The organism is Bacillus sp. CR71 (assembly GCF_003429245.1).
GTDB classification, from domain to species: Bacteria; Bacillota; Bacilli; order Bacillales; family Bacillaceae_G; genus Bacillus_A; species Bacillus_A thuringiensis_S.
Map to the genome: position 1 here is coordinate 2,068,295 of NZ_CP031748.1, position 19,991 is coordinate 2,088,285.

A 19,991-nucleotide genomic window follows, 5' to 3' on the forward strand; every position below is an offset into this window, starting at 1 on the left:
ATAGAATCTGCTTTATTATGAAATACTTCTAGTCAACTAACCTCTTTCTAGTGTTTTTCCTACATATTTCTCTTGCGTTATTCCAAAAGATTCACGAAGAATGCGAGCATAATCTTTAGATTCTATTGGTCGTTTATTTTTGGTGCCTTTAAAGGTTTCTGTGTAATTTTTATTTGTTAACGATATGTGACCATAAGTAGTTAATTTACAAGTGATAGCCCCTTTATTAAAAGGAGATTCTTTATGCTCTACAATCACTTTTTGAATGTTATTCACTTTTTTCTCATCTATTGGATCTAAAGTGAAAGCATAACCTATTTTCCATTCATTTGAAGGTTCAGATTGTAAGAAACTTGTAGATTCTCCGTTAGCTCCTTTTCTCATTTCTAAAATATGCGTACCTTTTCGAGTATTTCGTTTACGAATTCGATATTCTCCTGTTTGAGAGGAGATGGCTTCTCCTTTAAAAGGGACTGGATGTAAAGGGAGATGAGATGCAAAACCTGCATCCACAACATAATCTTTATTCTCATGACTTAATATGATAATGACATGACCATCATCGGGCTTCCATTTATTATCGTAAAGATCATAAACAGTACCGGCTACTTTGTATACTTGAAACCCACAATCAATTAAAAAATAATACAATAAGGAGTTTAATTCATAACAAAGTCCACCTCGTTTTTGAATAAGTAACTTTTCTATTAAGTTATCTTTTGAGATATTTTTAATAGTACCAGCCATAATATCAAGATTTTCATAGGGGAGAATCATTCCCATTTTTAATAAGATTTCATCTAAATCATCAAATGTTATTTCTTTTGCAGGAATTTTTAAGCGTTCAAAAAACTCCTTTTGTAAATTGGTCATCATAAAGTATTCTCCTTTCTTTTTACAGAATTTTCTTCTGCTCACCGATAGGTTAGTACTTCTACAAGGTTAATTCAAGTGCGCGGAAATTATCATAATATATGTTTCTGGAAATATGATTGTTTATTCGGAAATTTCAGTTTGATTTTTAATTGTAGGAAAGCCTTACAATATAGGGTCCTTTAAAATTATTTTGTATTTAATGAAAAGAAAGTACATATCTTTATTATGTTTTTAAATAACTAACTAGTAATAAAATGTTTTTTTACTAAAATTTTTTCAAGATTTGTATGCTTTATATAAACAATAATGATTTAAAAAATATCTGGATGTAGCGAAGTTAACAATTATTGAGAAACTTTTTTGTCGTATTCTATCAAAAGGAAGAGGTAGAAACAAAGAGAATAACGAGAGTTAAGGAAGAGGGTACACAACTAGTAACCTTCTAAAAATAGGGCTAACATCTTTTTAAAATCAAAGATTAGCTATTATTAAGGAAGGGAAAATATAAAATATTATAAAGAACACCTTCTTTCAAAAAAATAGGGGGAGTAATATGAGACTGATGAGAAGATGTGTGGCCTTACTAATTGTATTTTTTATCATGGCTCCAACGATTAGCACAAATGTACAGGCAGAAGTTGTAAAAGAGCTTGGAAAGGGGTTTCCTGACACAGAAGTATTTACACCTGGGGAATGGTTTTTAGGCCAAAAACCTGCTAATTATGATGAGAATAAACCACCAATTCTCTTTGTACAAGGAAGAAATGGTAATGCGGATAGTTGGTATGGAAAGACAGTATATCATGATATAAATGATATGTATGATTATGCTTTGAAAGCAGGCTATCAAACAGTGTTTATACAATTATATGATGCTGCGGGGAAAGGTTCGGCTAGTCAGTGGGATAACGGAAAACTGTTAGCACAAAAACTTGAAGAAATATATAATCATTTCGGTAAAAAAGTTAATATTGTAGCGCATAGTAAAGGTGGTATTGATACACAAGCCGCATTAGTTGAATATGATGCGAATCGATTTGTTGGAAATGTTATTACACTTGCTACACCGCATCACGGCTCAAATTTAGCAGATTTGTCATATAGTTGGTGGGCAGGGTGGCTAGCTTCTATATTAGGTCAAAAAGATGATGGTACGTACTCGTTACAAATAGGTGAAATGGCAAAGTTTCGTTCAACAATAGATAATAACCCAGCAGCTAAATTAAACCGTTACTATACGGCTACTGGGACTAGCTGGGGGCCAACATTTTCTGCATTATCTATGGGCGGGTTATATTTATCATCGTACGGTTCAAATGATGGACTAGTAAATGAATGGAGTGCGAAGCTATCGTACGGTACACATTTATTTACAGATTCCAGATTTGATCATGACAATATAAGAAAAGGATCAGCTGTTTTTACACGAATCGAACCATATTTACGTACGACAAATGTGGAATTACCAGCTTTAGTAGCATCCAGCACTAGTTCAAATGAAAATCTAGAACAATTAAATACAACTTCAAATCAAAATATTTTAGGAGGCGAATTACCACAAAATCAGTGGATAGAGCAAACCGTTACAGTTGATAAAAAAGCGGAAGGAATCGTTTCTGTACTAACTGCTTCTTCTGATGTAGAAGTACAAATGGTATCTCCAAAAGGAAAAATATATGCAAATAAAGATAGCGCTATAACTACTGGTGAAGGCGAATCTTTCTTTAATGGGGCGACAATTAGAACATTTAAGTTTGATAAATTGGAAGTAGGCGAATGGAAAATCAAAATGATGGCGAAGCAGTCGAAAGATGCATATTTAGTTGTAAGCGATTACAAGAATGACGCACCATTTGTTCTTCAAATACCTACAAAAGTTAAAGTAAATAAACCTGAGTATAAACTGAAAAAATCACCAATGGCACCTGAAATGAAAGGGGATCTTTCCATAACAGTAAGAGTCGTTAATAAAGAAGGTAAGTTAGTCTCTGAATTTAATGAATTACAAAATGTTAATACGAATACATTTACAGGTGCTTTGAAAGATATAAAACAACCGGGAGTATATAACGTTACGATGGATATAAAAGGGATGAATAAAGAAGGAAAACCATATAATCGTACGATTGTTAAGTCGGTTTATGTAGAGAAATAAGGAAGAATAAATAAGCATAATATAAAAGTGCAGAAATCTTGTGTTAGAAAGAATTCTGCACTTTTTTTGCGTGATGAGAGATAATAAAAGTCGAAGAAAACTGTTATTCAATAAAAAAAGATGCTGAAATAGCATCTGAATGTGAAGAAATAATATTAACTTAGTTTTGTAACTGTTAATTCAACTGAATTTATACCATTGTCACAAGTTACAATACTTTGACGATTAAAGCCACTATTATTTCTAAGTTGAAGAGTTGAATTAGCTGGCACTGTAACAATCGTTTCGCCAACGAGTTGAAGACATTCGTTATTTGATGAAGTATTCATTTGAATAGCGAAGTCACCTTGACTATTAGCAAGTGGATTGTTATTTAAAAATATAGTTATGACTGGGATATGTGGAAATACAGGATTTAAAGTAGTATTAATACTGGAAATGAACGAAACTCTATAATCACCAGCTTGTCTAAATTGTATAGTAGTAGGGTTTAGTAAGGAAACGCCTCCTGCTAAAGGTCCAACGTGATTAAATGGAAAAGGGTTGCCAAAAGGAACAGTTATAAATTCAGTTTGCCAAAAAGTTCCGTATGCAGGACAGCTTCGTTTATGTGAATGGTCACATGAACATTTTTTATTTGAACTGGAAGAAGATTTGCATGAGCATTTTTTATACGAGTTTGAAGAATGATAGTATGAACCCAATATATTACCTCCTATTCTTAATAAATGTAAAACACATAATAGTTTATGAAAATGAATCACAATTGGCGTGTATGCTTGTACTATAAAAGGAGATAGATTTGGAATATAAAGTGGTCAAATGATGAAATGTAGTATTGGGGTATTACCTTTAACACTTTTTGAAGATGATAAGGTTCAGAATTTGATAGAAAAATGAATGGGATTTCTAAATGGATTGAAGTAACGAGGAAACGTTTATCCCGCTATTTTCCGAGCAGTAAGACTCCCACCTCAAAATTCAGCGAAAGCAAAGAAGTTAGGTGGGGATGAACAAAACCCCCCACTGAGTAAAGTTTCACTTTACTATATTAATTTCGTATGACAAAACAGCAATATTATCTTTTGCTGTATGGATGTTATCGTTTGGTGAAGCTATGATATTTAATCGTATGTATATTAGAGTATTTATTTTTTGTTTTTATTTGTGTAGCTGGGCAGGAAGAAGTCAGAAAAAATAGAATAAATGTACATATGAAGCATCGTTTGTTTTTGGTGTGAATAGTAATTAAAGATACGCTAAAATATTTAAAATTGTAACGAAAGAGAGATTAAATAATAGAAGGAGCAACTTACATGGAAAATATATTAAAGGTATCTTCAAAATCAAGCCCAAATTCAGTCGCAGGTGCAATAGCAGGTGTACTAAGAACAAGTGGTAATGTGGAAATTCAAGCGATTGGGGCTGGAGCTATAAATCAAGCGATTAAAGCAATTGCGATTGCAAGAGGGTTCGTCGCTCCAAGTGGTATTGACTTAGCTTTTGTTCCAGCGTTTCAAGAGATTTCTATCAATAATGAAGAGAGAACAGCGATTAAATTAATTGTAGGCCCTAGAAAGAAAAGGTCTTAGTAGAAGAGAGTGTTACTATAAGGGGAAAAGACTAATAGACTTCCCAGGTTAGATACGTTATTTTATGTAACCGATCCTTGGGTGTGGACACGGCATTATACCGGACTCATGTCTGTTAATTTCTCCTTAAATTTAGCGCGTATTCTAGATACTTAAAAATGCCAAATCCTTTGTGATATAAGGGATTTGGCATTTTTGATGTTTTTAAAAATAAACAACCCTAAAACTGCTCATTTAGAAGATTTAGTTTTAGTAGCGGCCATTGAACGTTTTTATGATAGTTTACCTGATAAATGGAGAGAAATAGTAGCAGACAATATTGATTGTGCTAGTTATGTAGATAGGAAATATGAAGCGCACGTTTTAATGGAAAATGGTATGGAAATAAAAATAGAAATCTTTTATGTGGAAGAAGACAAAGATGAAGAATGGATATATAAAGCTTATAAAGTTTTATTATAGAAATTTCATTTTCATACAAAGGGGAATTGATATGAATTTTGAAAACTTTGAAAAATAAGAGCAATTTAAACAGTTACAAAAAAATAATGTTGTAATTGTGAAATGGAAAAAAAGCGTAAGGCAGTACAAGGAATTAGGAGAAATCACACATCATAATTCTTACACAATTAATCGTATAAATGAATTGATTTTGAAAATAGTTTAGATGTTGTTGGAAATATAGTTAGTATATGTCCGAACTGTCATAGGTTGATTCATTATGGAAGAGACAAAGATAAGAAAAAAGTTTTAGAACTTCTCTTTGAACAAAGAAAAGATTCTTTGAAGAAGTTCGGTATTGAGGTATCTCTCAAAGAGCTATTTGGATACTATGGAATTCTAAAATAAGAATATTCATAGCTATAGTGAAGGTAGAATGTTTCATACTTAAACATAGGTATTATTGTGATGGAAATTTAAATTTCGTCTTTTGAAAGTATCAATAATTTGTATTATTTTTATAGGGTTATATATTTTTCTTTTGCTCTGCTGTATAGCAGAGCTCTTTTTTGTCGTACAAAAGCCACCTATATATGTGAAGTGCACCCCAATTGTTAGGCTGTGTCTAACAATTGGGGTGCACTTCAGTACTGTCGGGCGGCTTCTTTTAATTTATATTCACCAATTCATCAAACTTAAACTTAGTATTCAAACCAAAAGCATCTGTACAATATATAGTTTTCGTCATCGGTTCAATATGTAATACATTTATGTACATGTCTTGCACCATTCCATCACGATAGTATGAGGTATGTATTTCTTCTTCCTCGTGAAAAGATTGCATTAACGCTCTTTCTATTCGTTCCATAGTATCTTGTGTTAAAAAAGGTTTAGGTACTTTATATTGTTCCTCAAACATTCTATGTATTTCCTCGTATTGCTCCGGTATTGAAGCAAACGGATTCCATTTCACCATACCTCTTCCACGTACTACAGGAAAGCCGTTATATTCCATGATGTAATACCTCACTTTTGTTTTTTTAACTCCACTACAAACAAACGTGCGTTCTTTTTTAAGGTTTGAAAAGGGACCATTTTGTTAACATGAATATTCAAAAATAATTTTTTCAAGTTAGAATATTCAAAAACTTATTTATGCAAACAAGCATGTCATGATAACATTTAACAAAAGGGGGTAGAAGTAGATGAGTGTTGACATTATTTCTAAAGAAGAAATCACAAAATTATTAAACGAATGGTATCAAGCTATGATTTCACAACGTGTATTACAGTCTCAGAAAATAAAAGAAGATATTGCAAATAAAATCAATAATATTAAGGAAGACCAAACAATATTAGTCTACTACGCTTTATTGAATGCACGGTATAAACTGCTAATTCGGGATATGGATAGTACAAAAGATATTCTGGACAAAATCGAGCCTTTACCAGAGTCTACAGAAACATTTTTAGAGTACTATCATCATTTATTTAAAGCAATTTACGCTATTAATAAAGCAAACCATAGTGAAGCAAGAATGCAATTTGAAAAAGCTGAAACGTTTTTAGAGTACATGCATGATGAAATTGAAAAAGCTGAATTTAATTATTGGCTTGCAGTCCATTACTATCACGTATTAAAACCGATCCTAGCAGTTCAATTTGCTACAAAGGCGAATGAAGTATTTTCAATTAGTCCAGGGTATGAATTAAAAACTGCAGCATGCTTAAATACTTTAGGAATGGCACACATTCGACTAAATGAATTCGAAAGTGCAGAGGAATATTTACTTTCAGCACTAGGTACCTTCCAAAAATCTAATGATGAACTTCTTATTAAACGAGTTAAGCATAATTTAGGACTTTTATACGCAAGTCAAAACATGCCAGAGTTAGCAATTAAACACTTAGAGGATTCATTAGAAAATAACGCTAAAACTATGTTTCTTTTAGCAAGAGAACATTTTAAGTTAGGTTATAGTCATATCGCTAATGAATATATTGAGAATGGCTATAAGATTAGCGACTTATGTTATCGTCATCATTTCCGAATTTTAAAAGCAGTACATAACTATGTACCGCAAGAAGAATTAGAAAATGTGGTTATAGAAGGTATTTCGTATTTTGAAAAAGAAGAATTATATGATTGGGTAAAAGAATATGCTTCTCTTTTAGGTGAAAGATTCTATGGTTCAGAAAATCACAGAAAAGCAAGCAAGTATTTGCACATCGCTTTAGATGCAGACAAAAAGAGCATAGAAAGAAGGGCGCTAAAATGAAAAAAGCAATCTTATTAATGATGATGTTATCCGCTGTTTTTACTTTTGGTCTTACTAATGTAAAAGACATACCACAAAACGAAGCAATTGAAGTGTTTATGGATCATGGAGAACATATTTAAAACCTAAGGAAGAGGGCGCTTATAGTGTCCTCTTTTTAATATTTATTATTTATATGATGAGGTTGCAGGTACGTCTTTTGGTTATTGTTTGATAAACGTAGGATGTTTCTAAAAATGTGTATACAAAGGTGTATTTTTGTACTGTATATGTTCACGTACTATATAAAAAAGTATGAAAATCTATAAAAATAATTATTTCAATAAAATTTGTTTTAGATATTAAAAAGTGCCAAAACCCTTGTGGTATAAGGGGTTTGGCACTTTTGTGTTTTTTATATTTTATCAAATAAACAACCCTAAAACTGCTCATTCTTCTCCCAAGATTCAACGATATAATGTGCAATCGTCGGATTGAAGCCTTTACCAACTAAAAACATAATCGCAGCAACTTCTGTTAATGCGTGTTCATGTGATGTATGTTTTGCTTCATTTAAACCGTAATCTACCCATGGTTTTACGAAATCTAGTACGGGTTTCTTGAAAGGTAAAAACTGTGTACCGACAACTTGTTGAATTTGTTGTTGTGTTGGTTCTGTAATTGGTCCAGGTGGTAAGATTTGTGGTTGTGTAATGTCTAATGTTGGCCCAGGCGGTAAAATTTGTGGCTGAGTTGGATCTATTGTTGGTGGTTTAGGTGGTGAGACACGTGCGTCGTAGTTTGGTTGATACATTTGTTGTTGGTATTGCGGTTGAGTTGTGTATGGGTTTTGTGGTGTTACATATGGATTTTGCTGATATTGTTGTTCTTGGTTTTGTGGTGCTGCATATGGATTTTGAGGATATTGTTGTTCTTGGTTTTGTGGTGCTGCATATGGATTTTGAGGATATTGTTGTTCTTGGTTTTGTGCTACTGCATATGGATTTTGAGGATATTCATAATTTGGACGTGTGTCATATGGATTTTGTTGAAATTCAGTTTCTTGATTTTGCGTTGTTGCATATGGATTTTCGTCATATTGTTGTTCTTGTTGCTGTAACTCTTGTTCTTCGTATTGTTCTGTGTATCTCTGTTCCTGCTGTTGAGGGTAAAATGGTTGCCTTGGGTAAGGCGGTTGATTATTATAGAACATGTTTATTCCTCCTTCATGATGATGCCTACCACCTAGTGTATGGGCAGACAAGAAAATATGTGATGAAAAAATGCGGGCGTGTTACAATAAGTAACTGGGTGAAGATAAAATGACAAAACAAGAAAAAATCCAAAAAACAATTACTTTTGTAAAACATATTTTAGAAAAAGATGCGAGTGGGCATGATTGGTATCATATTGAGCGTGTACATAAACTGGCGATTTCTTTATCTGAGCAAGAAGGTGGAAATCGTTTTATAATTGAAATGGCAGCATTACTTCACGATGTGGCAGATGAAAAGCTAAATGAAAGTGAAGCAGCAGGAATGAAAAAAGTTTCTGATTGGTTAGAAGAGTTACGTGTTGAAGAAGAGGAAAGTAAACATATTCTTCATATCATCGCCAATATGTCTTATAAAGGTGGCCATGGCGGCACAGTAGAGTCACTTGAAGGGAAAATTGTTCAAGATGCGGATCGTTTAGATGCTCTTGGTGCAATTGGAATTGCTCGTACATTTGCATATGGCGGGGCAAAAGGGAGATTAATGTATGACCCAACTATTCCGCCGCGTGAAGAAATGACGAAAGAAGAGTATAGAAAAAATAATGATCCATCTTTAAATCATTTTTATGAAAAACTTTTGAAATTAAAAGATTTAATGAATACGAATGCAGCAAAACAAGAGGCTGAAATTCGTCATCGTTACATGGAACAGTTTATTGAACAATTTATGAAAGAGTGGAATGCACAAATATGAAAATGTTAACTGTGGAGAACTTATCAAAATCATATGGAGAAAAGCCGTTATTTGATGGATTATCATGTAGTATTACAGAAGGACAACGTGTCGGAATTATTGGTGTAAACGGAACTGGTAAATCGACATTATTAAAAATTATTGCAGGATTAGAAACTCCTGATACAGGTGATATGACGCATTCACGTGGGTATACAATTAGTTATTTATCACAGCAACCAGAGTTTGATGAAAAACTGACAGTATTAGAGCAAGTGTTCCATGGTGATACACCTTTAATTCGTCTTCTTCGTGATTATGAAAAAGCACTATTAAATATTGAAAAAGATCCAAGTAATGAAAAAGTACAGGAACAATTATTTGCAGTGCAGCAACGTATGGATGCAATGAGTGCATGGGAAGCAAATGCAAATGCGAAATCTCTTTTAACGAAATTAGGAATTACGGACTTCACTGCAATTGTTGGGAACTTATCTGGTGGACAGAAAAAACGTATCGCAATGGCACAATGTTTTATTGAAACACCTGATTTATTAATTTTAGACGAGCCTACGAACCATCTTGACCATGAGACAGTTGAATGGTTAGAAGAATATTTAGCGAGATATACAGGTTCGGTATTACTTGTAACCCATGATCGTTATTTCTTAGATCGTGTGACGAATCGTATTTTTGAATTAGATAATGGTAAATTATATAGCTACGAAGGAAACTATAGTACATTTTTAGAAGCGAAAGCACTTCGTGAAGAGCAAGAATTGGCACAAGAATCGAAACGCCAAAATTTATATCGTCGTGAACTTGCTTGGATTCGTCGTGGTGCAAAAGCCCGTTCTACGAAACAAAAGGCGCGTATTCAGCGTTTTGATGAGCTAAAGGAACAAGAAGGACCAGCTGCAAAACAGTCAGTTGATATTGCACTAAGCGGAAGTCGTCTAGGAAAGAAAGTACTTGAGTTAAAAGATGTAACGAAAAAATTTGGCGATAAGACGGTATTACATAATTTTAATCATATTGTGAAACCGGGTGATCGTATCGGAATTATTGGGGCGAATGGAAGCGGGAAATCTTCCCTATTAAATATGCTTGCAGGTAAGTTATCTCCTGATAGTGGTGAAGTTGAAGTAGGACAAACTGTAAAAGTTGCTTATTATACGCAAGAAAATGAAGAGATGAATTTAAATCAGCGTATGATTGAATACATTAAAGAGATTGCAGAAGTTATTCATACGACAGATGGAAAAGTAATTGGTGCATCTCAAATGTTAGAACGTTTCTTATTCCCGACGCATTCACATGGTACACCACTTGGTAAACTATCTGGTGGTGAAAGAAGACGTTTATATTTATTACGTATTTTAATGGGAGAACCAAACGTACTTTTACTTGATGAACCTACGAACGATCTAGATACACAAACATTAACAGTACTAGAAGATTATTTAGAAGATTTCCCAGGTGTCGTTTTAACTGTATCGCATGACCGTTACTTCTTAGATAAAGTAGTAGATGAACTGTTCATCTTTACTGGTGGAGGCGAAGTGCGTGAGTTTTTAGGTAGTTATACAGATTATTTAGAAATGGAAAAAACGAGAGAACTTATGGAGAAAGCGGAAGTTCAAAAAGAGAAAAAAGTTGTAGAAGAAGCTCCAAAACAACAACGTAAACGTAAACTTTCATACAATGAACAGCGTGAATGGGAAACGATTGAAGATACAATTGCCGAACTTGAAGAGAAAATTGAGTCAATTGGAGAAGAACTTGCGAAAGTTGGATCTGACTTCACAAAGGCACAAGAATTATCTGAAGCACAGCAGAAAACAGAAGAAGAGCTAGAAAAAAAGATGGAAAGATGGAGTGAACTATCAGACATCGTTGAAGGATTAAAATAAAAACAAGCTGCATATATTGAAAAGTAAAGAGAAAAACTTTACACTATTGGTAGAACCTATTTTAGGAGGGAAAAAATGAGAACATCTAATCCAATGTTGAAAAAAGAGGCATTCCGTAAAGAGGGAGCAAGCGCTTCTGCGATGACGATTGGCGGAACAGTAGGCAAAACGTTTATTATGCTTATCTTGCTACTTGCAACGTCTGTCTATTCATACATACAGATGATGCAGGGGACGATGAAGATGCCAGTATTAATTGGTGCTTTAATCGTTGCGGCAATCATCGCATTCGCGTCTATGTTCTTCCCGCGTATTTCACCTTTTGGTGCACCAATCTATGCAGCGGTAGAAGGGGTTGTGTTAGGAAGTATTTCAGCAGTTTATACAATGAAATTTGGCGATTCTATCGTTTTAAATGCTGTATTACTAACAATCTCAATTCTATTTGCAATGTTAGTGTTATATGCAACACGCGTAGTAAAAGTAACGGATAAATTCCGTACAGGCGTTATGGCAGCAACACTTGGAATTATGGTTATGTATTTAGTCGTATTCCTACTAAATATGTTTGGTGTAACTGTTCCATACATTCACCAAGGTGGTACAATCGGTATTATTATTAGTGCAGTTGTTATTGTAGTTGCTGCATTAAACTTATTACTAGATTTCGATTTAATCGAAAATGGTGTACGTAGTCAAGCTCCGAAATATATGGAGTGGTATACTGCGATGGGACTAATGCTTACATTAGTATGGTTATACTTAGAAATTCTTCGTTTTGTTTCTTACTTTACGAAAAATGACTAATAAAAAAATCCTGCATGAAAAATGCAGGATTTTTTTATTTTCAAAGATATATTGAATGTATGGTATAATATGGATGTTATCAACTTGAATTGAAGGAGATGGAATATGATGAAAGAGAAGAAAGGGATTATGAAAAAACTATTTTCTAAAAGTTTTTTCATAGAACTAGATGAAACTTTAACGTATCCATCATCAGAAGTTATTACTTCAGTGATTGAAGGATATGCAACTGAATGCAATGAGAGACTAAAATTTGAGAGTAAAGTTAAACCGATTACGTTCTACTTAGAAAATGTAATGTACCGTGCTGAAATAAAGATGGCTCGCGGAGGATATTACATATCTTGTACTGAAGTGTAATAAATTTTGAAACCATACATGTTTGAACTATGTATGGTTTCTTTTTTTGTTTTGTAGGGTCTAAAATAATACTTTTTACTTACGGATATATCATTTTGTGCTTTTTACTATTCAAATACTTCTCCTTACAATGAAGAAAAATATGTGAGGTGGTATAACTTATGATGAATCGAGTTGTATTAATCGGTAGATTGACAAAGGAGCCAGAATTATACTACACAAAACAAGGCGTCGCTTATGCAAGAATATGTATTGCGGTGAATAGAGGATTTCGAAATAGTTTAGGTGAACAACAAGTCGATTTTATTAATTGTGTCGTTTGGCGAAAATCGGCTGAGAATGTAACTGAATATTGTAAGAAGGGGTCACTTGTTGGGATTACAGGGCGTATTCAGACGAGTAATTACGATGATGAACAAGGCAAGAGAATATATAGAACTGAAGTTGTGATTGAGAGTATTACCTTTTTGGAGAGAAGGCGGGAGGGGGCATCATGATAAGAAGTAAAGAGTATCAAAAATAATAGAGGGGGTTAATAGCCCTCTATTATTTTTGAGTGATACCTCCCCAAACAACATCCAACTGTTGATAGAGTATATTTTTTGCATTTGTTTCATTAGCATGTAATTGGGAAGGGGATATTAGTGTATAAAAATAAGTACTCATAATAGTAGAAGTGATAATATTTACATCCCATTGACTGTTTAATGTTCCTGCCTCTTTCGCTTCGGTAATAATTGAAGACAAACCTTCTTGTAGCTGTTGTATACTTTTTAATTCATTTTCTACTAAGTAGTTTGACTTTATAATCTCAAAGACGGCATGCTTCATGAAATCACCATGTCCAGTAAATCGATCCAGTAAATCTCCTAAAACAAGTTTGATTTTTTCTTTTGGATGTTCCATATTTTTATACGTTTTTAAACTTTCATTCCATAGGTCAATCTGAGAATCACCTAAAAATAATAATATGTTTTCTTTTTTCGGAAAATAGTTGAAGAAAGTTCCTTTTGCAATACCACATGCAGTAGTAATATCTTGAACCGTTACGTTTTCGTACCCACGTTCTTGGAAGAGCTGTATTGCCTTTAGGAATATAAGTTCTTTTAACTCTTTTTTTCTCGTTTCTCTTAGCATTTTATCTACTCCTAACACAAACAATTATAGCTGTTTAATAGATAATCTCAAATAGAATCTTACGTCAGAATTCAGTTTATTGTTTTATAAAGCTCTATATAATCGAAAGCAAGATAGAAAGAATTCTGTTTATAGTTTCTTGTTATAAACGAAAACTATATAGTTCGTGTGCTTGCCTTTCAGAAATCCATTTTGGAATACGTTTCATTACTTCATTTCTTATTATAGTTAAAGGTTTACTTTCTATTTGCGCCATTTTTCCAACTGTCCACGCAGTGGTTGAGATTTTTTCAATTCTATCTCTTCTTTTTTGTTCGTATTCTATAAATGCTTGACGATAATGAGCATTATTTTCGATACATTCAGCCAGAATAATCGCATCTTCAATTGCTTGACAAGCACCTTGACCTAAATTCGGAGTAAGTGCATGGGCAGCATCTCCAATAAATACGATGCGTTTGTCAAAAAATTGTTTCATTGGAGTGATGTCTACAATATCACGATGAATCATATTAACGTCAGATGCGTTTTTTAAAATAGCTGGAATGGGATTATGATAATTTTTGAAGTGATTATATAAATCTGCTGTTGTGTAAGCTTTGTATTTTGAATCTCTAGCTTTAGCGTTTATGAGTGCATACCAGTATACTTCATTGTTGGGAAGAGGGACGATACCAAATCTACCGTTTGTTCCCCAAGTTTCAATAAAATCGTTTGTTAAAGAAAGGTTATTAGTAGGAGTTACGCCGCGCCAACACGTATAGCCTGCATAACGGTAATTATCGCCTTGTGTTACTTGTTTTCGAACGACAGAATGAATACCATCAGCCGCAATGAGTATATTGCCGAGTGCTTCACTACCATCTTGAAATACTATTTTTAAGGCGTTTTCTTCATTCTGTTCTATTTTTACGCATTCTTTTCCCCATTCGACAGTATCCTCTTTTAGTTCAGAAAGTAATAATTGATGTAAATATTTTCTATGAATGGAGTACATTTTTGGATAGCAAGTTGGAATAATTAATTTATTGAAAGTAGTTCCTTTTTCGGATACAAGGTTAAAACCGTCACTTTCGTTGCCGAATTTTTTGATTTTCTCAGAAATTTCGTATAATTTCAGTGCTTGCATTGCATTTGGGGCAATGATAATACCTGCACCAGCAACAGTGGGTTCAGTTTTTTTGTCATATACTTTTACATCTAATCCTATTTTTTGTAGGGAAATTGCTGCACAAAGTCCAGCGATACCGCCACCAATAATTATGACATTATTCATTTGTTATCCCTCCACTTATAAATGACTTAACTCATAAAATGACCAAGGTCATTTTATGAGTTAAGGTTAATTCCTTTTTATGTAATTGTCAATTAGACTTTTAACTATAGTTTTGGAAAGATTAGGTGAAAATAGAATGAATAAAGCTTTTCAGAAATGTAGAAAAGGAATTAGTAAAATTAAGCATCCGAGTAGGAGTATAGAGTGATAACATGTTACAATACAGCTAAGAACATGCAATAAAGGAGAGTTTTTTACGTGAAGATTAAAGCAATTGAACCGACGCCAAGTCCAAATACAATGAAAGTTATTTTGAATGAAGTATTACCATCAGGAGCGCGTAATAATTATACAAATGAAAATAAAGAACAAGCACCAATGCAAGTGCAAGAAATTTTGAAAATTGAAGGCATTAAAGGTGTATATCATGTAGCCGACTTTTTAGCAGTGGAGCGAAATGCGAAGTATGACTGGAAAGTTTTATTACAACAAGTTCGTGCTGTTTTCGGCGAAGAAGTAGTGGAAGAAAGTGAAGAACAACAACTTGCTCATTTTGGAGAAGTGAAAGTGTTTGTTCAAATGTTCTTTACAATTCCAATGCAAGTAAAGTTAACAGATGGAACGACGGAAGAACGTGTTGGTTTACCAGATCGTTTTAAAGAATCAATTATGAAAGTGCAAATGTCTGCACCAAACGTTGTAAAAGAGCGTAAATGGGTGGAACAAAGTACACGTTACGGTAACTTTGAAGAAATCGGGAAAGAAGTAGTGGAAGAGATTGTTGCTGCTTATTCAGAAGAACGTGTAAATGAAACGGTTAAAGAATTATTAAATCAAGCAGGTGCTGTTGAAGTAACGATTCAAAAGCGTGAGCCATATAAAGTAACAGAAGAGATGATGAAAGATTCTGACTGGAAAAACCGTTTTGCAGCATTAGAACAAATGGATCCTACTGAAGAAGATATTCCAGTGTTGAAGATGGCGTTAGATGATGAAAAAGTTTCGATCCGCCGTTTAGCAACTGCGTATTTAGGTATGGTAAAAGGTGATGGAGTATTGCCATTATTATATAAAGCGTTATTAGATCGTTCAGTAAGTGTTCGCCGTACAGCAGGCGATTGCTTATCAGACGTAGGTGATCCAGCAGCGATGTTCGTTATGATTAAATCTCTGAAAGATTCAAGTAAATTAGTACGCTGGCGTGCAGCTATGTTCTTATTTGAGCTTGGAGATGAAAGTGCAATTCCAGCATTAAAAGCAGCGCAAGATGATCCAGAGTTTGAAGTAGCGATGCAAGCGCGTCTAGCATTAGAGCGTATTGAAGGCGGAGAAGAAGCAAAAGGTTCTGTATGGAAACAAATGACAGAGTCTCGTAAAGGGGAATAATATATGATTGTTTTCTATGATAGTTGGTGTCCGATGTGTACGGCCGTTGCAGAACGTACGAAAAAATTAGATAAAAAAGGTAAGATGAAATTTGTTTCATTTCGAGATGAAGATGTAGTTGAGAAGTATGAGCTTTCTCAAGAACTACAAAGTAAGATGGAACAAAGACTGTATATTTTTAAAAATAATAAGTGGTATGACGGCATTCAGAGCATAGATGTATTAGCAAAGGCCGTACCATCTTATTGGTTTGCCGTTCCTTTTATAAAGCTATCTATCGTACTTGGTTTTGGAAGTAAAGTATACGATTATATCGCTAACAATAGAAAACTTGTCCCAGTTGGACATTGCCGCGGTGGGGTTTGTGAAATCCCTACAAAAAAATGAAATCATCGTAATCTTTCTTTTGCACCTAGTAATAGAGCGTGATATGATGAATTTGGAATGAAAGTTGAAGGAGAGATTACAAGATGTCAAATGCTTATGAAGAATACATGCGCCAAATGGTAATCCCAATGCGCCAAGAGTTAGTGCGCTCTGGGTTTGAAGAGTTAACTACAGAAGAAGCTGTAACAGAATTTATGGAAAATACATCAGGTACAACTTTAGTAGTTGTAAACTCTGTTTGTGGTTGTGCAGCTGGTTTAGCACGTCCATCAGCAGGTCAAGCGGTTGTTCGTGCTGAAAAACAACCTGATCATCTTGTAACTGTATTCGCAGGTCAAGATAAAGATGCTACCGCAAAAATGCGTGAATACTTCGGAGAAATCCCTCCATCTTCACCATCTATGGCATTATTAAATGGAAAAGAAGTTGTTCACTTCATTCACCGTCATGAAATTGAAGGTGCAACTATGGACGAAATTATTACGAACTTAGAGCAAGCTTTCGAAAAGAATTGCTAAGGAAGGGGGAGAGTAAATCTCCCTCTTTTCTTTATATAGAGGTGAAAGAATGATAGTAACAACAGCAGGAAGAACAAATAAAGAAATGACAGCATATGCAAAGGAGGTAGCAGAAGAATTAAATCGTTCTTTTATTTTACGTAATGATATACCAGTGCATAAATTACATGAGCAGTATGAACAAGATGTACTTGTCGTAGGAAAGAACCGATTAGCTATTTATCCGAAAGGTACGGAAGAATCATTTTTCTTTCATCCGAACTCAGCGATGTTTCGTGTGAAAAGGTTAATGCGTGGAGAGCACGATCCGTTTGTACAAGCTGCTAAATTAGAGAGCGGAATGACAGTGTTAGATTGTACGCTCGGTATGGCATCAGATAGTATTGTAGCTAGTTATGTTGTTGGTGAAAGTGGAACAGTAACAGGACTTGAAGGCAATGAATATATGGCTTATATCATGAGAAATGGTTTGAAAACATGGTCTTCATCTGTTTCTGAAATCGATGAAGCAATGCAAAGAATCCTAGTAAAGCAAACGGAGCATTTTTCATTTTTAGCGCAATGTGAAGACGATAGTTACGATGTCGTTTACCTTGATCCTATGTTTGAAGAAACTGTCATAGAATCTGACGGAATTAAAGGATTAAAACACTTCGCTTTGTATCATGATATTACTGACGAAACAATTGCGGAGGCGAAGCGAGTGGCGAGAAAGCGTGTCGTATTAAAAGATCATTTCCGTAGTTCTAGATTTGAAAAACACAATTTTCACGTATACAAAAGAAAAAGTGCTAAGTTTCACTTTGGTGTAATTGACCCTTGCTAATTGTTTGAAAAGATGTATAATAAGCAATAATTAATTAAATATACTGTCTGTGATGAAGAGAGTAGTCTTTTTTAGAAGGAAAGCGAGCTGGGGATGGTGTGAGCCTAGTACGGAAGAAAAAGATGAAGCGCACTTCGGAGATGCTTCTTGAACGAATAGTAGAGAAAGCCGAGGCCCCCTGTCCTCGTTATAAACGGGAAAGTGGTTCGTAACGAACAACAAGGGTGGTACCACGGGTTAAAACTCGTCTCTTTTTTAGAGACGAGTTTTTTGTGTTTTAAAAAATAAGGAGGTTGTATCATGGATTATAAAATGCAGTTTGCGGAAAGTTTATCTAATATTTTCACGAATGAATTAACGCAAAAACAAATTTTAGATTTAATTGAAACACCGAAACAAGATGAATTTGGAGATGCAGCGTTCCCATGCTTTTCATTAGCGAAGCAATATAAAAAAGCACCAGCTCTTATCGCAAAGGAAGTTGCTGAGAAATTAAATAATCCGTTTTTTATGAAAGTAGAAGCCGTTGGTCCTTATGTAAATGTATTTTTCAATCGTGAAACTGTAAGTGATGCAGTATTAAAAACAGTTTTAGCGGAGAAAGAAGAGTTCGGTCAAAACCACTTTGGCTGTGAAAAAACAGTAGTAATTGATTATTCCTCTCCTAATATCGCGAAACCTTTTTCGATGGGGCATTTACGTTCTACAATGATAGGAAATTCGCTGAAACATATCGCTGAAAAATGTGGCTATGAAGTTGTAGGGATTAATTATATAGGAGATTGGGGAACACAGTTTGGAAAGTTAATTACGGCTTATAAAAAATGGGGAAATGAAGCAGTAGTTAAAGAAGATCCAATACGTGAGCTATTTAAGTTATATGTCCAATTCCATGAAGAGGTAAAAGACGACGAAGAACTAGAAGAAGAAGGACGTGCTTGGTTTAAGAAATTAGAAGAAGGTGATGAAGAAGCGGTAGAGCTTTGGAATTGGTTCCGTCATGAGTCCCTTAAAGAATTTTCTCGCATTTATGAACTTCTCGGCGTAGAATTTACTAATTTTCAGGGAGAAGCATTTTATAATAATTTAATGGAAGATTTTATTGGGATTTTAGAAGAACATGAGTTGCTTGAAGAATCAGAAGGTGCATTAGTCGTTAATTTAGAAGAAGAAGGAATGCCGCCTTGCTTAATTAGAAAATCAGATGGTGCGACGATTTATGCAACGCGTGACTTAACGGCAGCTTTATATCGTCAAAACACTTATGGGTTTGATAAAGCGCTATATGTTGTTGGTCCAGAACAAAGCTTACATTTCAATCAATTTTTCACCGTATTAAAAAAACTTGGCTATACTTGGGTTGATGGTATGGAACACGTACCGTTTGGCTTCATTTTAAAAGATGGTAAGAAAATGTCGACACGTAAAGGAAGAGTTATTTTACTTGAAGAAGTACTCGAAGAAGCAATCGAACTTGCAAAACAAAATATTGAAGAGAAAAATCCAAACTTAAAACAAAAAGAAGTAGTAGCAAAGCAAGTCGGTGTTGGTGCAGTCATCTTCCACGATTTAAAAAATGAGCGTATGCACAATATTGAATTCTCATTAGAAAACATGCTGAAATTTGAAGGAGAAACAGGCCCGTACGTACAGTACACACATGCACGTGCTTGTTCTATTTTAAGAAAAGAAAGTGTAGAATTTGAAACATGTACATTTGCTTTAAAAGACGATCATAGCTGGAGTGTCGTAAAATTACTAAATAAATTCCCGCAAATAATTGAAGCAGCTTTCAATAAAAATGAGCCATCGATTATTTCGAAATATATATTAGATGTAGCACAATCATTCAATAAATATTACGGTAATGTTCGTATATTAGAAGAGAGCGAAGAAAAAGACAGCAGACTCGCATTGGTTTATGCTGTGACGGTTGTACTAAAAGAAGGATTACGTTTACTTGGGGTGGAGGCACCTGAGGAGATGTAGCATAAAAGGTGTATGTATCATTACAGATATGTATGCCTTTTTATTTGGTATAGGAGCCATGTAAGTAGTAATCTCACTTTATTAAACTAATTTCTGGGGGAATTAAAATGTAGGAATGTTT

21 protein-coding genes, 1 pseudogene and 1 other annotated feature are annotated in these 19,991 nt (G+C 34.2%); of the genes and pseudogenes, 16 read left to right on the forward strand and 6 right to left on the reverse strand.

From position 1 onward, the window contains the following. Positions 1-36: 36 nt before the first annotated feature. Positions 37-876, reverse strand: coding sequence for an arylamine N-acetyltransferase family protein (locus tag DOS87_RS10630; RefSeq protein WP_000988895.1), 840 nt, complete (start codon positions 874-876; stop codon positions 37-39). A gap of 553 nt (positions 877-1,429) precedes the next feature. Here DOS87_RS10630 and DOS87_RS10635 point away from each other — a divergent pair. Beyond that, complete coding sequence (locus tag DOS87_RS10635; RefSeq protein WP_001238698.1) at positions 1,430-3,031, forward strand: esterase/lipase family protein; 1,602 nt, start codon at positions 1,430-1,432, stop codon at positions 3,029-3,031. A 155-nt stretch (positions 3,032-3,186) separates the two neighbouring features. On the opposite strand, the gene DOS87_RS10640 is transcribed toward DOS87_RS10635, so the two are convergent. Further along, positions 3,187-3,735 (reverse strand): hypothetical protein, encoded by a 549-nt coding sequence (locus DOS87_RS10640; protein ID WP_000536156.1) that lies wholly within the window; start codon positions 3,733-3,735, stop codon positions 3,187-3,189. A gap of 612 nt (positions 3,736-4,347) precedes the next feature. Between DOS87_RS10640 and DOS87_RS10645 the strand changes: the two genes are divergently transcribed. The 3 genes and pseudogenes from DOS87_RS10645 to DOS87_RS30500 form a co-directional block, all read left to right on the forward strand. Further along, entirely contained in the window at positions 4,348-4,623 is a 276-nt protein-coding gene (locus tag DOS87_RS10645) for a stage V sporulation protein S (RefSeq protein ID WP_000427801.1), read from the forward strand. 198 nt (positions 4,624-4,821) lie between these two features. Continuing rightward, the gene (locus tag DOS87_RS10650; protein ID WP_000478850.1) at positions 4,822-5,085 is read left to right on the forward strand and encodes a hypothetical protein; all 264 of its coding nucleotides are present in this window, start codon (positions 4,822-4,824) and stop codon (positions 5,083-5,085) included. A 186-nt stretch (positions 5,086-5,271) separates the two neighbouring features. Next, positions 5,272-5,472, forward strand: a pseudogene (locus DOS87_RS30500) (restriction endonuclease); the annotation flags it as partial. A gap of 259 nt (positions 5,473-5,731) precedes the next feature. On the opposite strand, the gene DOS87_RS10655 reads toward DOS87_RS30500, so the two are convergent. Further along, a complete protein-coding gene (locus DOS87_RS10655; RefSeq protein WP_000456183.1) occupies positions 5,732-6,079 on the reverse strand; it encodes a YolD-like family protein in 348 nt (115 codons plus the stop codon). 190 nt (positions 6,080-6,269) lie between these two features. Here DOS87_RS10655 and DOS87_RS10660 point away from each other — a divergent pair, with 190 nt between their 5' ends. Both DOS87_RS10660 and DOS87_RS10665 read left to right on the forward strand, forming a co-directional pair. After that, positions 6,270-7,343, forward strand: a complete 1,074-nt coding sequence (locus DOS87_RS10660) for a response regulator aspartate phosphatase (protein WP_000109862.1) — start codon at positions 6,270-6,272, stop codon at positions 7,341-7,343. Continuing rightward, complete coding sequence (locus tag DOS87_RS10665; RefSeq protein ID WP_000709202.1) at positions 7,340-7,465, forward strand: hypothetical protein; 126 nt, start codon at positions 7,340-7,342, stop codon at positions 7,463-7,465. The genes DOS87_RS10660 and DOS87_RS10665 overlap by 4 nt, the downstream gene beginning before the upstream one ends. Before the next feature lie 296 nt (positions 7,466-7,761). On the opposite strand, the gene DOS87_RS10670 is transcribed toward DOS87_RS10665, so the two are convergent. Then, positions 7,762-8,535: a hypothetical protein gene (locus DOS87_RS10670; protein ID WP_000499692.1), complete on the reverse strand. Its 774-nt coding sequence runs from the start codon at positions 8,533-8,535 to the stop codon at positions 7,762-7,764. A 109-nt stretch (positions 8,536-8,644) separates the two neighbouring features. On the opposite strand from DOS87_RS10670, the gene DOS87_RS10675 reads away from it, so the two are divergent. From DOS87_RS10675 to DOS87_RS10695, 5 genes are all read left to right on the forward strand, one after another. Beyond that, complete coding sequence (locus DOS87_RS10675; protein ID WP_000165956.1) at positions 8,645-9,292, forward strand: HD domain-containing protein; 648 nt, start codon at positions 8,645-8,647, stop codon at positions 9,290-9,292. Beyond that, on the forward strand, positions 9,289-11,184 hold the full coding sequence (locus DOS87_RS10680) for an ABC-F family ATP-binding cassette domain-containing protein (protein WP_000783172.1): 1,896 nt from the start codon (positions 9,289-9,291) through the stop codon (positions 11,182-11,184). The genes DOS87_RS10675 and DOS87_RS10680 overlap by 4 nt, the downstream gene beginning before the upstream one ends. Positions 11,185-11,259: 75 nt before the next feature. Next, a complete protein-coding gene (locus DOS87_RS10685; protein WP_001260655.1) occupies positions 11,260-11,991 on the forward strand; it encodes a Bax inhibitor-1/YccA family protein in 732 nt (243 codons plus the stop codon). Positions 11,992-12,096: 105 nt separating this feature from the next. Then, complete coding sequence (locus tag DOS87_RS10690) at positions 12,097-12,351, forward strand: DUF4318 domain-containing protein (RefSeq protein WP_016077798.1); 255 nt, start codon at positions 12,097-12,099, stop codon at positions 12,349-12,351. A gap of 161 nt (positions 12,352-12,512) precedes the next feature. Then, positions 12,513-12,848: a single-stranded DNA-binding protein gene (locus DOS87_RS10695; protein WP_000982013.1), complete on the forward strand. Its 336-nt coding sequence runs from the start codon at positions 12,513-12,515 to the stop codon at positions 12,846-12,848. A 49-nt stretch (positions 12,849-12,897) separates the two neighbouring features. Here DOS87_RS10695 and DOS87_RS10700 read toward each other — a convergent pair whose 3' ends face one another. Together DOS87_RS10700 and DOS87_RS10705 are read right to left on the reverse strand one after the other, a co-directional pair. Then, positions 12,898-13,488 (reverse strand): TetR/AcrR family transcriptional regulator, encoded by a 591-nt coding sequence (locus DOS87_RS10700; RefSeq protein ID WP_208730251.1) that lies wholly within the window; start codon positions 13,486-13,488, stop codon positions 12,898-12,900. A gap of 142 nt (positions 13,489-13,630) precedes the next feature. Further along, positions 13,631-14,764, reverse strand: a complete 1,134-nt coding sequence (locus DOS87_RS10705; protein WP_150158002.1) for an FAD-dependent oxidoreductase — start codon at positions 14,762-14,764, stop codon at positions 13,631-13,633. Between the two features lie 258 nt (positions 14,765-15,022). Between DOS87_RS10705 and DOS87_RS10710 the strand changes: the two genes are divergently transcribed. From DOS87_RS10710 to argS, 5 genes are all read left to right on the forward strand, one after another. Next, positions 15,023-16,150 carry a conserved virulence factor C family protein gene (locus DOS87_RS10710; RefSeq protein ID WP_000692582.1) on the forward strand — a complete coding sequence of 376 codons (1,128 nt, stop codon included), beginning with the start codon at positions 15,023-15,025 and terminating at the stop codon, positions 16,148-16,150. Positions 16,151-16,153: 3 nt separating this feature from the next. After that, positions 16,154-16,537 carry a thiol-disulfide oxidoreductase DCC family protein gene (locus DOS87_RS10715; protein ID WP_000634874.1) on the forward strand — a complete coding sequence of 128 codons (384 nt, stop codon included), beginning with the start codon at positions 16,154-16,156 and terminating at the stop codon, positions 16,535-16,537. 83 nt (positions 16,538-16,620) lie between these two features. After that, entirely contained in the window at positions 16,621-17,055 is a 435-nt protein-coding gene (locus tag DOS87_RS10720) for a BrxA/BrxB family bacilliredoxin (protein WP_000063708.1), read from the forward strand. 49 nt (positions 17,056-17,104) lie between these two features. Further along, entirely contained in the window at positions 17,105-17,881 is a 777-nt protein-coding gene (locus tag DOS87_RS10725; protein ID WP_081143854.1) for a class I SAM-dependent methyltransferase, read from the forward strand. A 40-nt stretch (positions 17,882-17,921) separates the two neighbouring features. Further along, positions 17,922-18,136, forward strand: a binding site (T-box leader). A 45-nt stretch (positions 18,137-18,181) separates the two neighbouring features. Further along, the gene (gene argS, locus DOS87_RS10730; protein ID WP_208730252.1) at positions 18,182-19,870 is read left to right on the forward strand and encodes an arginine--tRNA ligase; all 1,689 of its coding nucleotides are present in this window, start codon (positions 18,182-18,184) and stop codon (positions 19,868-19,870) included. Positions 19,871-19,991: the final 121 nt, after the last annotated feature.

What these genes read in the sequence shown, in the direction of transcription:
- DOS87_RS10630 (WP_000988895.1), bottom strand. Translation starts at nt 876, where the DNA reads ATGATGACCAATTTACAAAAGGAGTTTTTTGAACGCTTAAAAATTCCT.
- DOS87_RS10635 (WP_001238698.1), top strand. Translation starts at nt 1,430, where the DNA reads ATGAGACTGATGAGAAGATGTGTGGCCTTACTAATTGTATTTTTTATC.
- DOS87_RS10645 (WP_000427801.1), top strand. Translation starts at nt 4,348, where the DNA reads ATGGAAAATATATTAAAGGTATCTTCAAAATCAAGCCCAAATTCAGTC.
- DOS87_RS10650 (WP_000478850.1), top strand. Translation starts at nt 4,822, where the DNA reads ATGTTTTTAAAAATAAACAACCCTAAAACTGCTCATTTAGAAGATTTA.
- DOS87_RS10655 (WP_000456183.1), bottom strand. Translation starts at nt 6,079, where the DNA reads ATGGAATATAACGGCTTTCCTGTAGTACGTGGAAGAGGTATGGTGAAA.
- DOS87_RS10660 (WP_000109862.1), top strand. Translation starts at nt 6,270, where the DNA reads ATGAGTGTTGACATTATTTCTAAAGAAGAAATCACAAAATTATTAAAC.
- DOS87_RS10665 (WP_000709202.1), top strand. Translation starts at nt 7,340, where the DNA reads ATGAAAAAAGCAATCTTATTAATGATGATGTTATCCGCTGTTTTTACT.
- DOS87_RS10670 (WP_000499692.1), bottom strand. Translation starts at nt 8,535, where the DNA reads ATGTTCTATAATAATCAACCGCCTTACCCAAGGCAACCATTTTACCCT.
- DOS87_RS10675 (WP_000165956.1), top strand. Translation starts at nt 8,645, where the DNA reads ATGACAAAACAAGAAAAAATCCAAAAAACAATTACTTTTGTAAAACAT.
- DOS87_RS10680 (WP_000783172.1), top strand. Translation starts at nt 9,289, where the DNA reads ATGAAAATGTTAACTGTGGAGAACTTATCAAAATCATATGGAGAAAAG.
- DOS87_RS10685 (WP_001260655.1), top strand. Translation starts at nt 11,260, where the DNA reads ATGAGAACATCTAATCCAATGTTGAAAAAAGAGGCATTCCGTAAAGAG.
- DOS87_RS10690 (WP_016077798.1), top strand. Translation starts at nt 12,097, where the DNA reads ATGATGAAAGAGAAGAAAGGGATTATGAAAAAACTATTTTCTAAAAGT.
- DOS87_RS10695 (WP_000982013.1), top strand. Translation starts at nt 12,513, where the DNA reads ATGATGAATCGAGTTGTATTAATCGGTAGATTGACAAAGGAGCCAGAA.
- DOS87_RS10700 (WP_208730251.1), bottom strand. Translation starts at nt 13,488, where the DNA reads ATGCTAAGAGAAACGAGAAAAAAAGAGTTAAAAGAACTTATATTCCTA.
- DOS87_RS10705 (WP_150158002.1), bottom strand. Translation starts at nt 14,764, where the DNA reads ATGAATAATGTCATAATTATTGGTGGCGGTATCGCTGGACTTTGTGCA.
- DOS87_RS10715 (WP_000634874.1), top strand. Translation starts at nt 16,154, where the DNA reads ATGATTGTTTTCTATGATAGTTGGTGTCCGATGTGTACGGCCGTTGCA.
- DOS87_RS10720 (WP_000063708.1), top strand. Translation starts at nt 16,621, where the DNA reads ATGTCAAATGCTTATGAAGAATACATGCGCCAAATGGTAATCCCAATG.
- DOS87_RS10725 (WP_081143854.1), top strand. Translation starts at nt 17,105, where the DNA reads ATGATAGTAACAACAGCAGGAAGAACAAATAAAGAAATGACAGCATAT.
- argS (WP_208730252.1), top strand. Translation starts at nt 18,182, where the DNA reads ATGGATTATAAAATGCAGTTTGCGGAAAGTTTATCTAATATTTTCACG.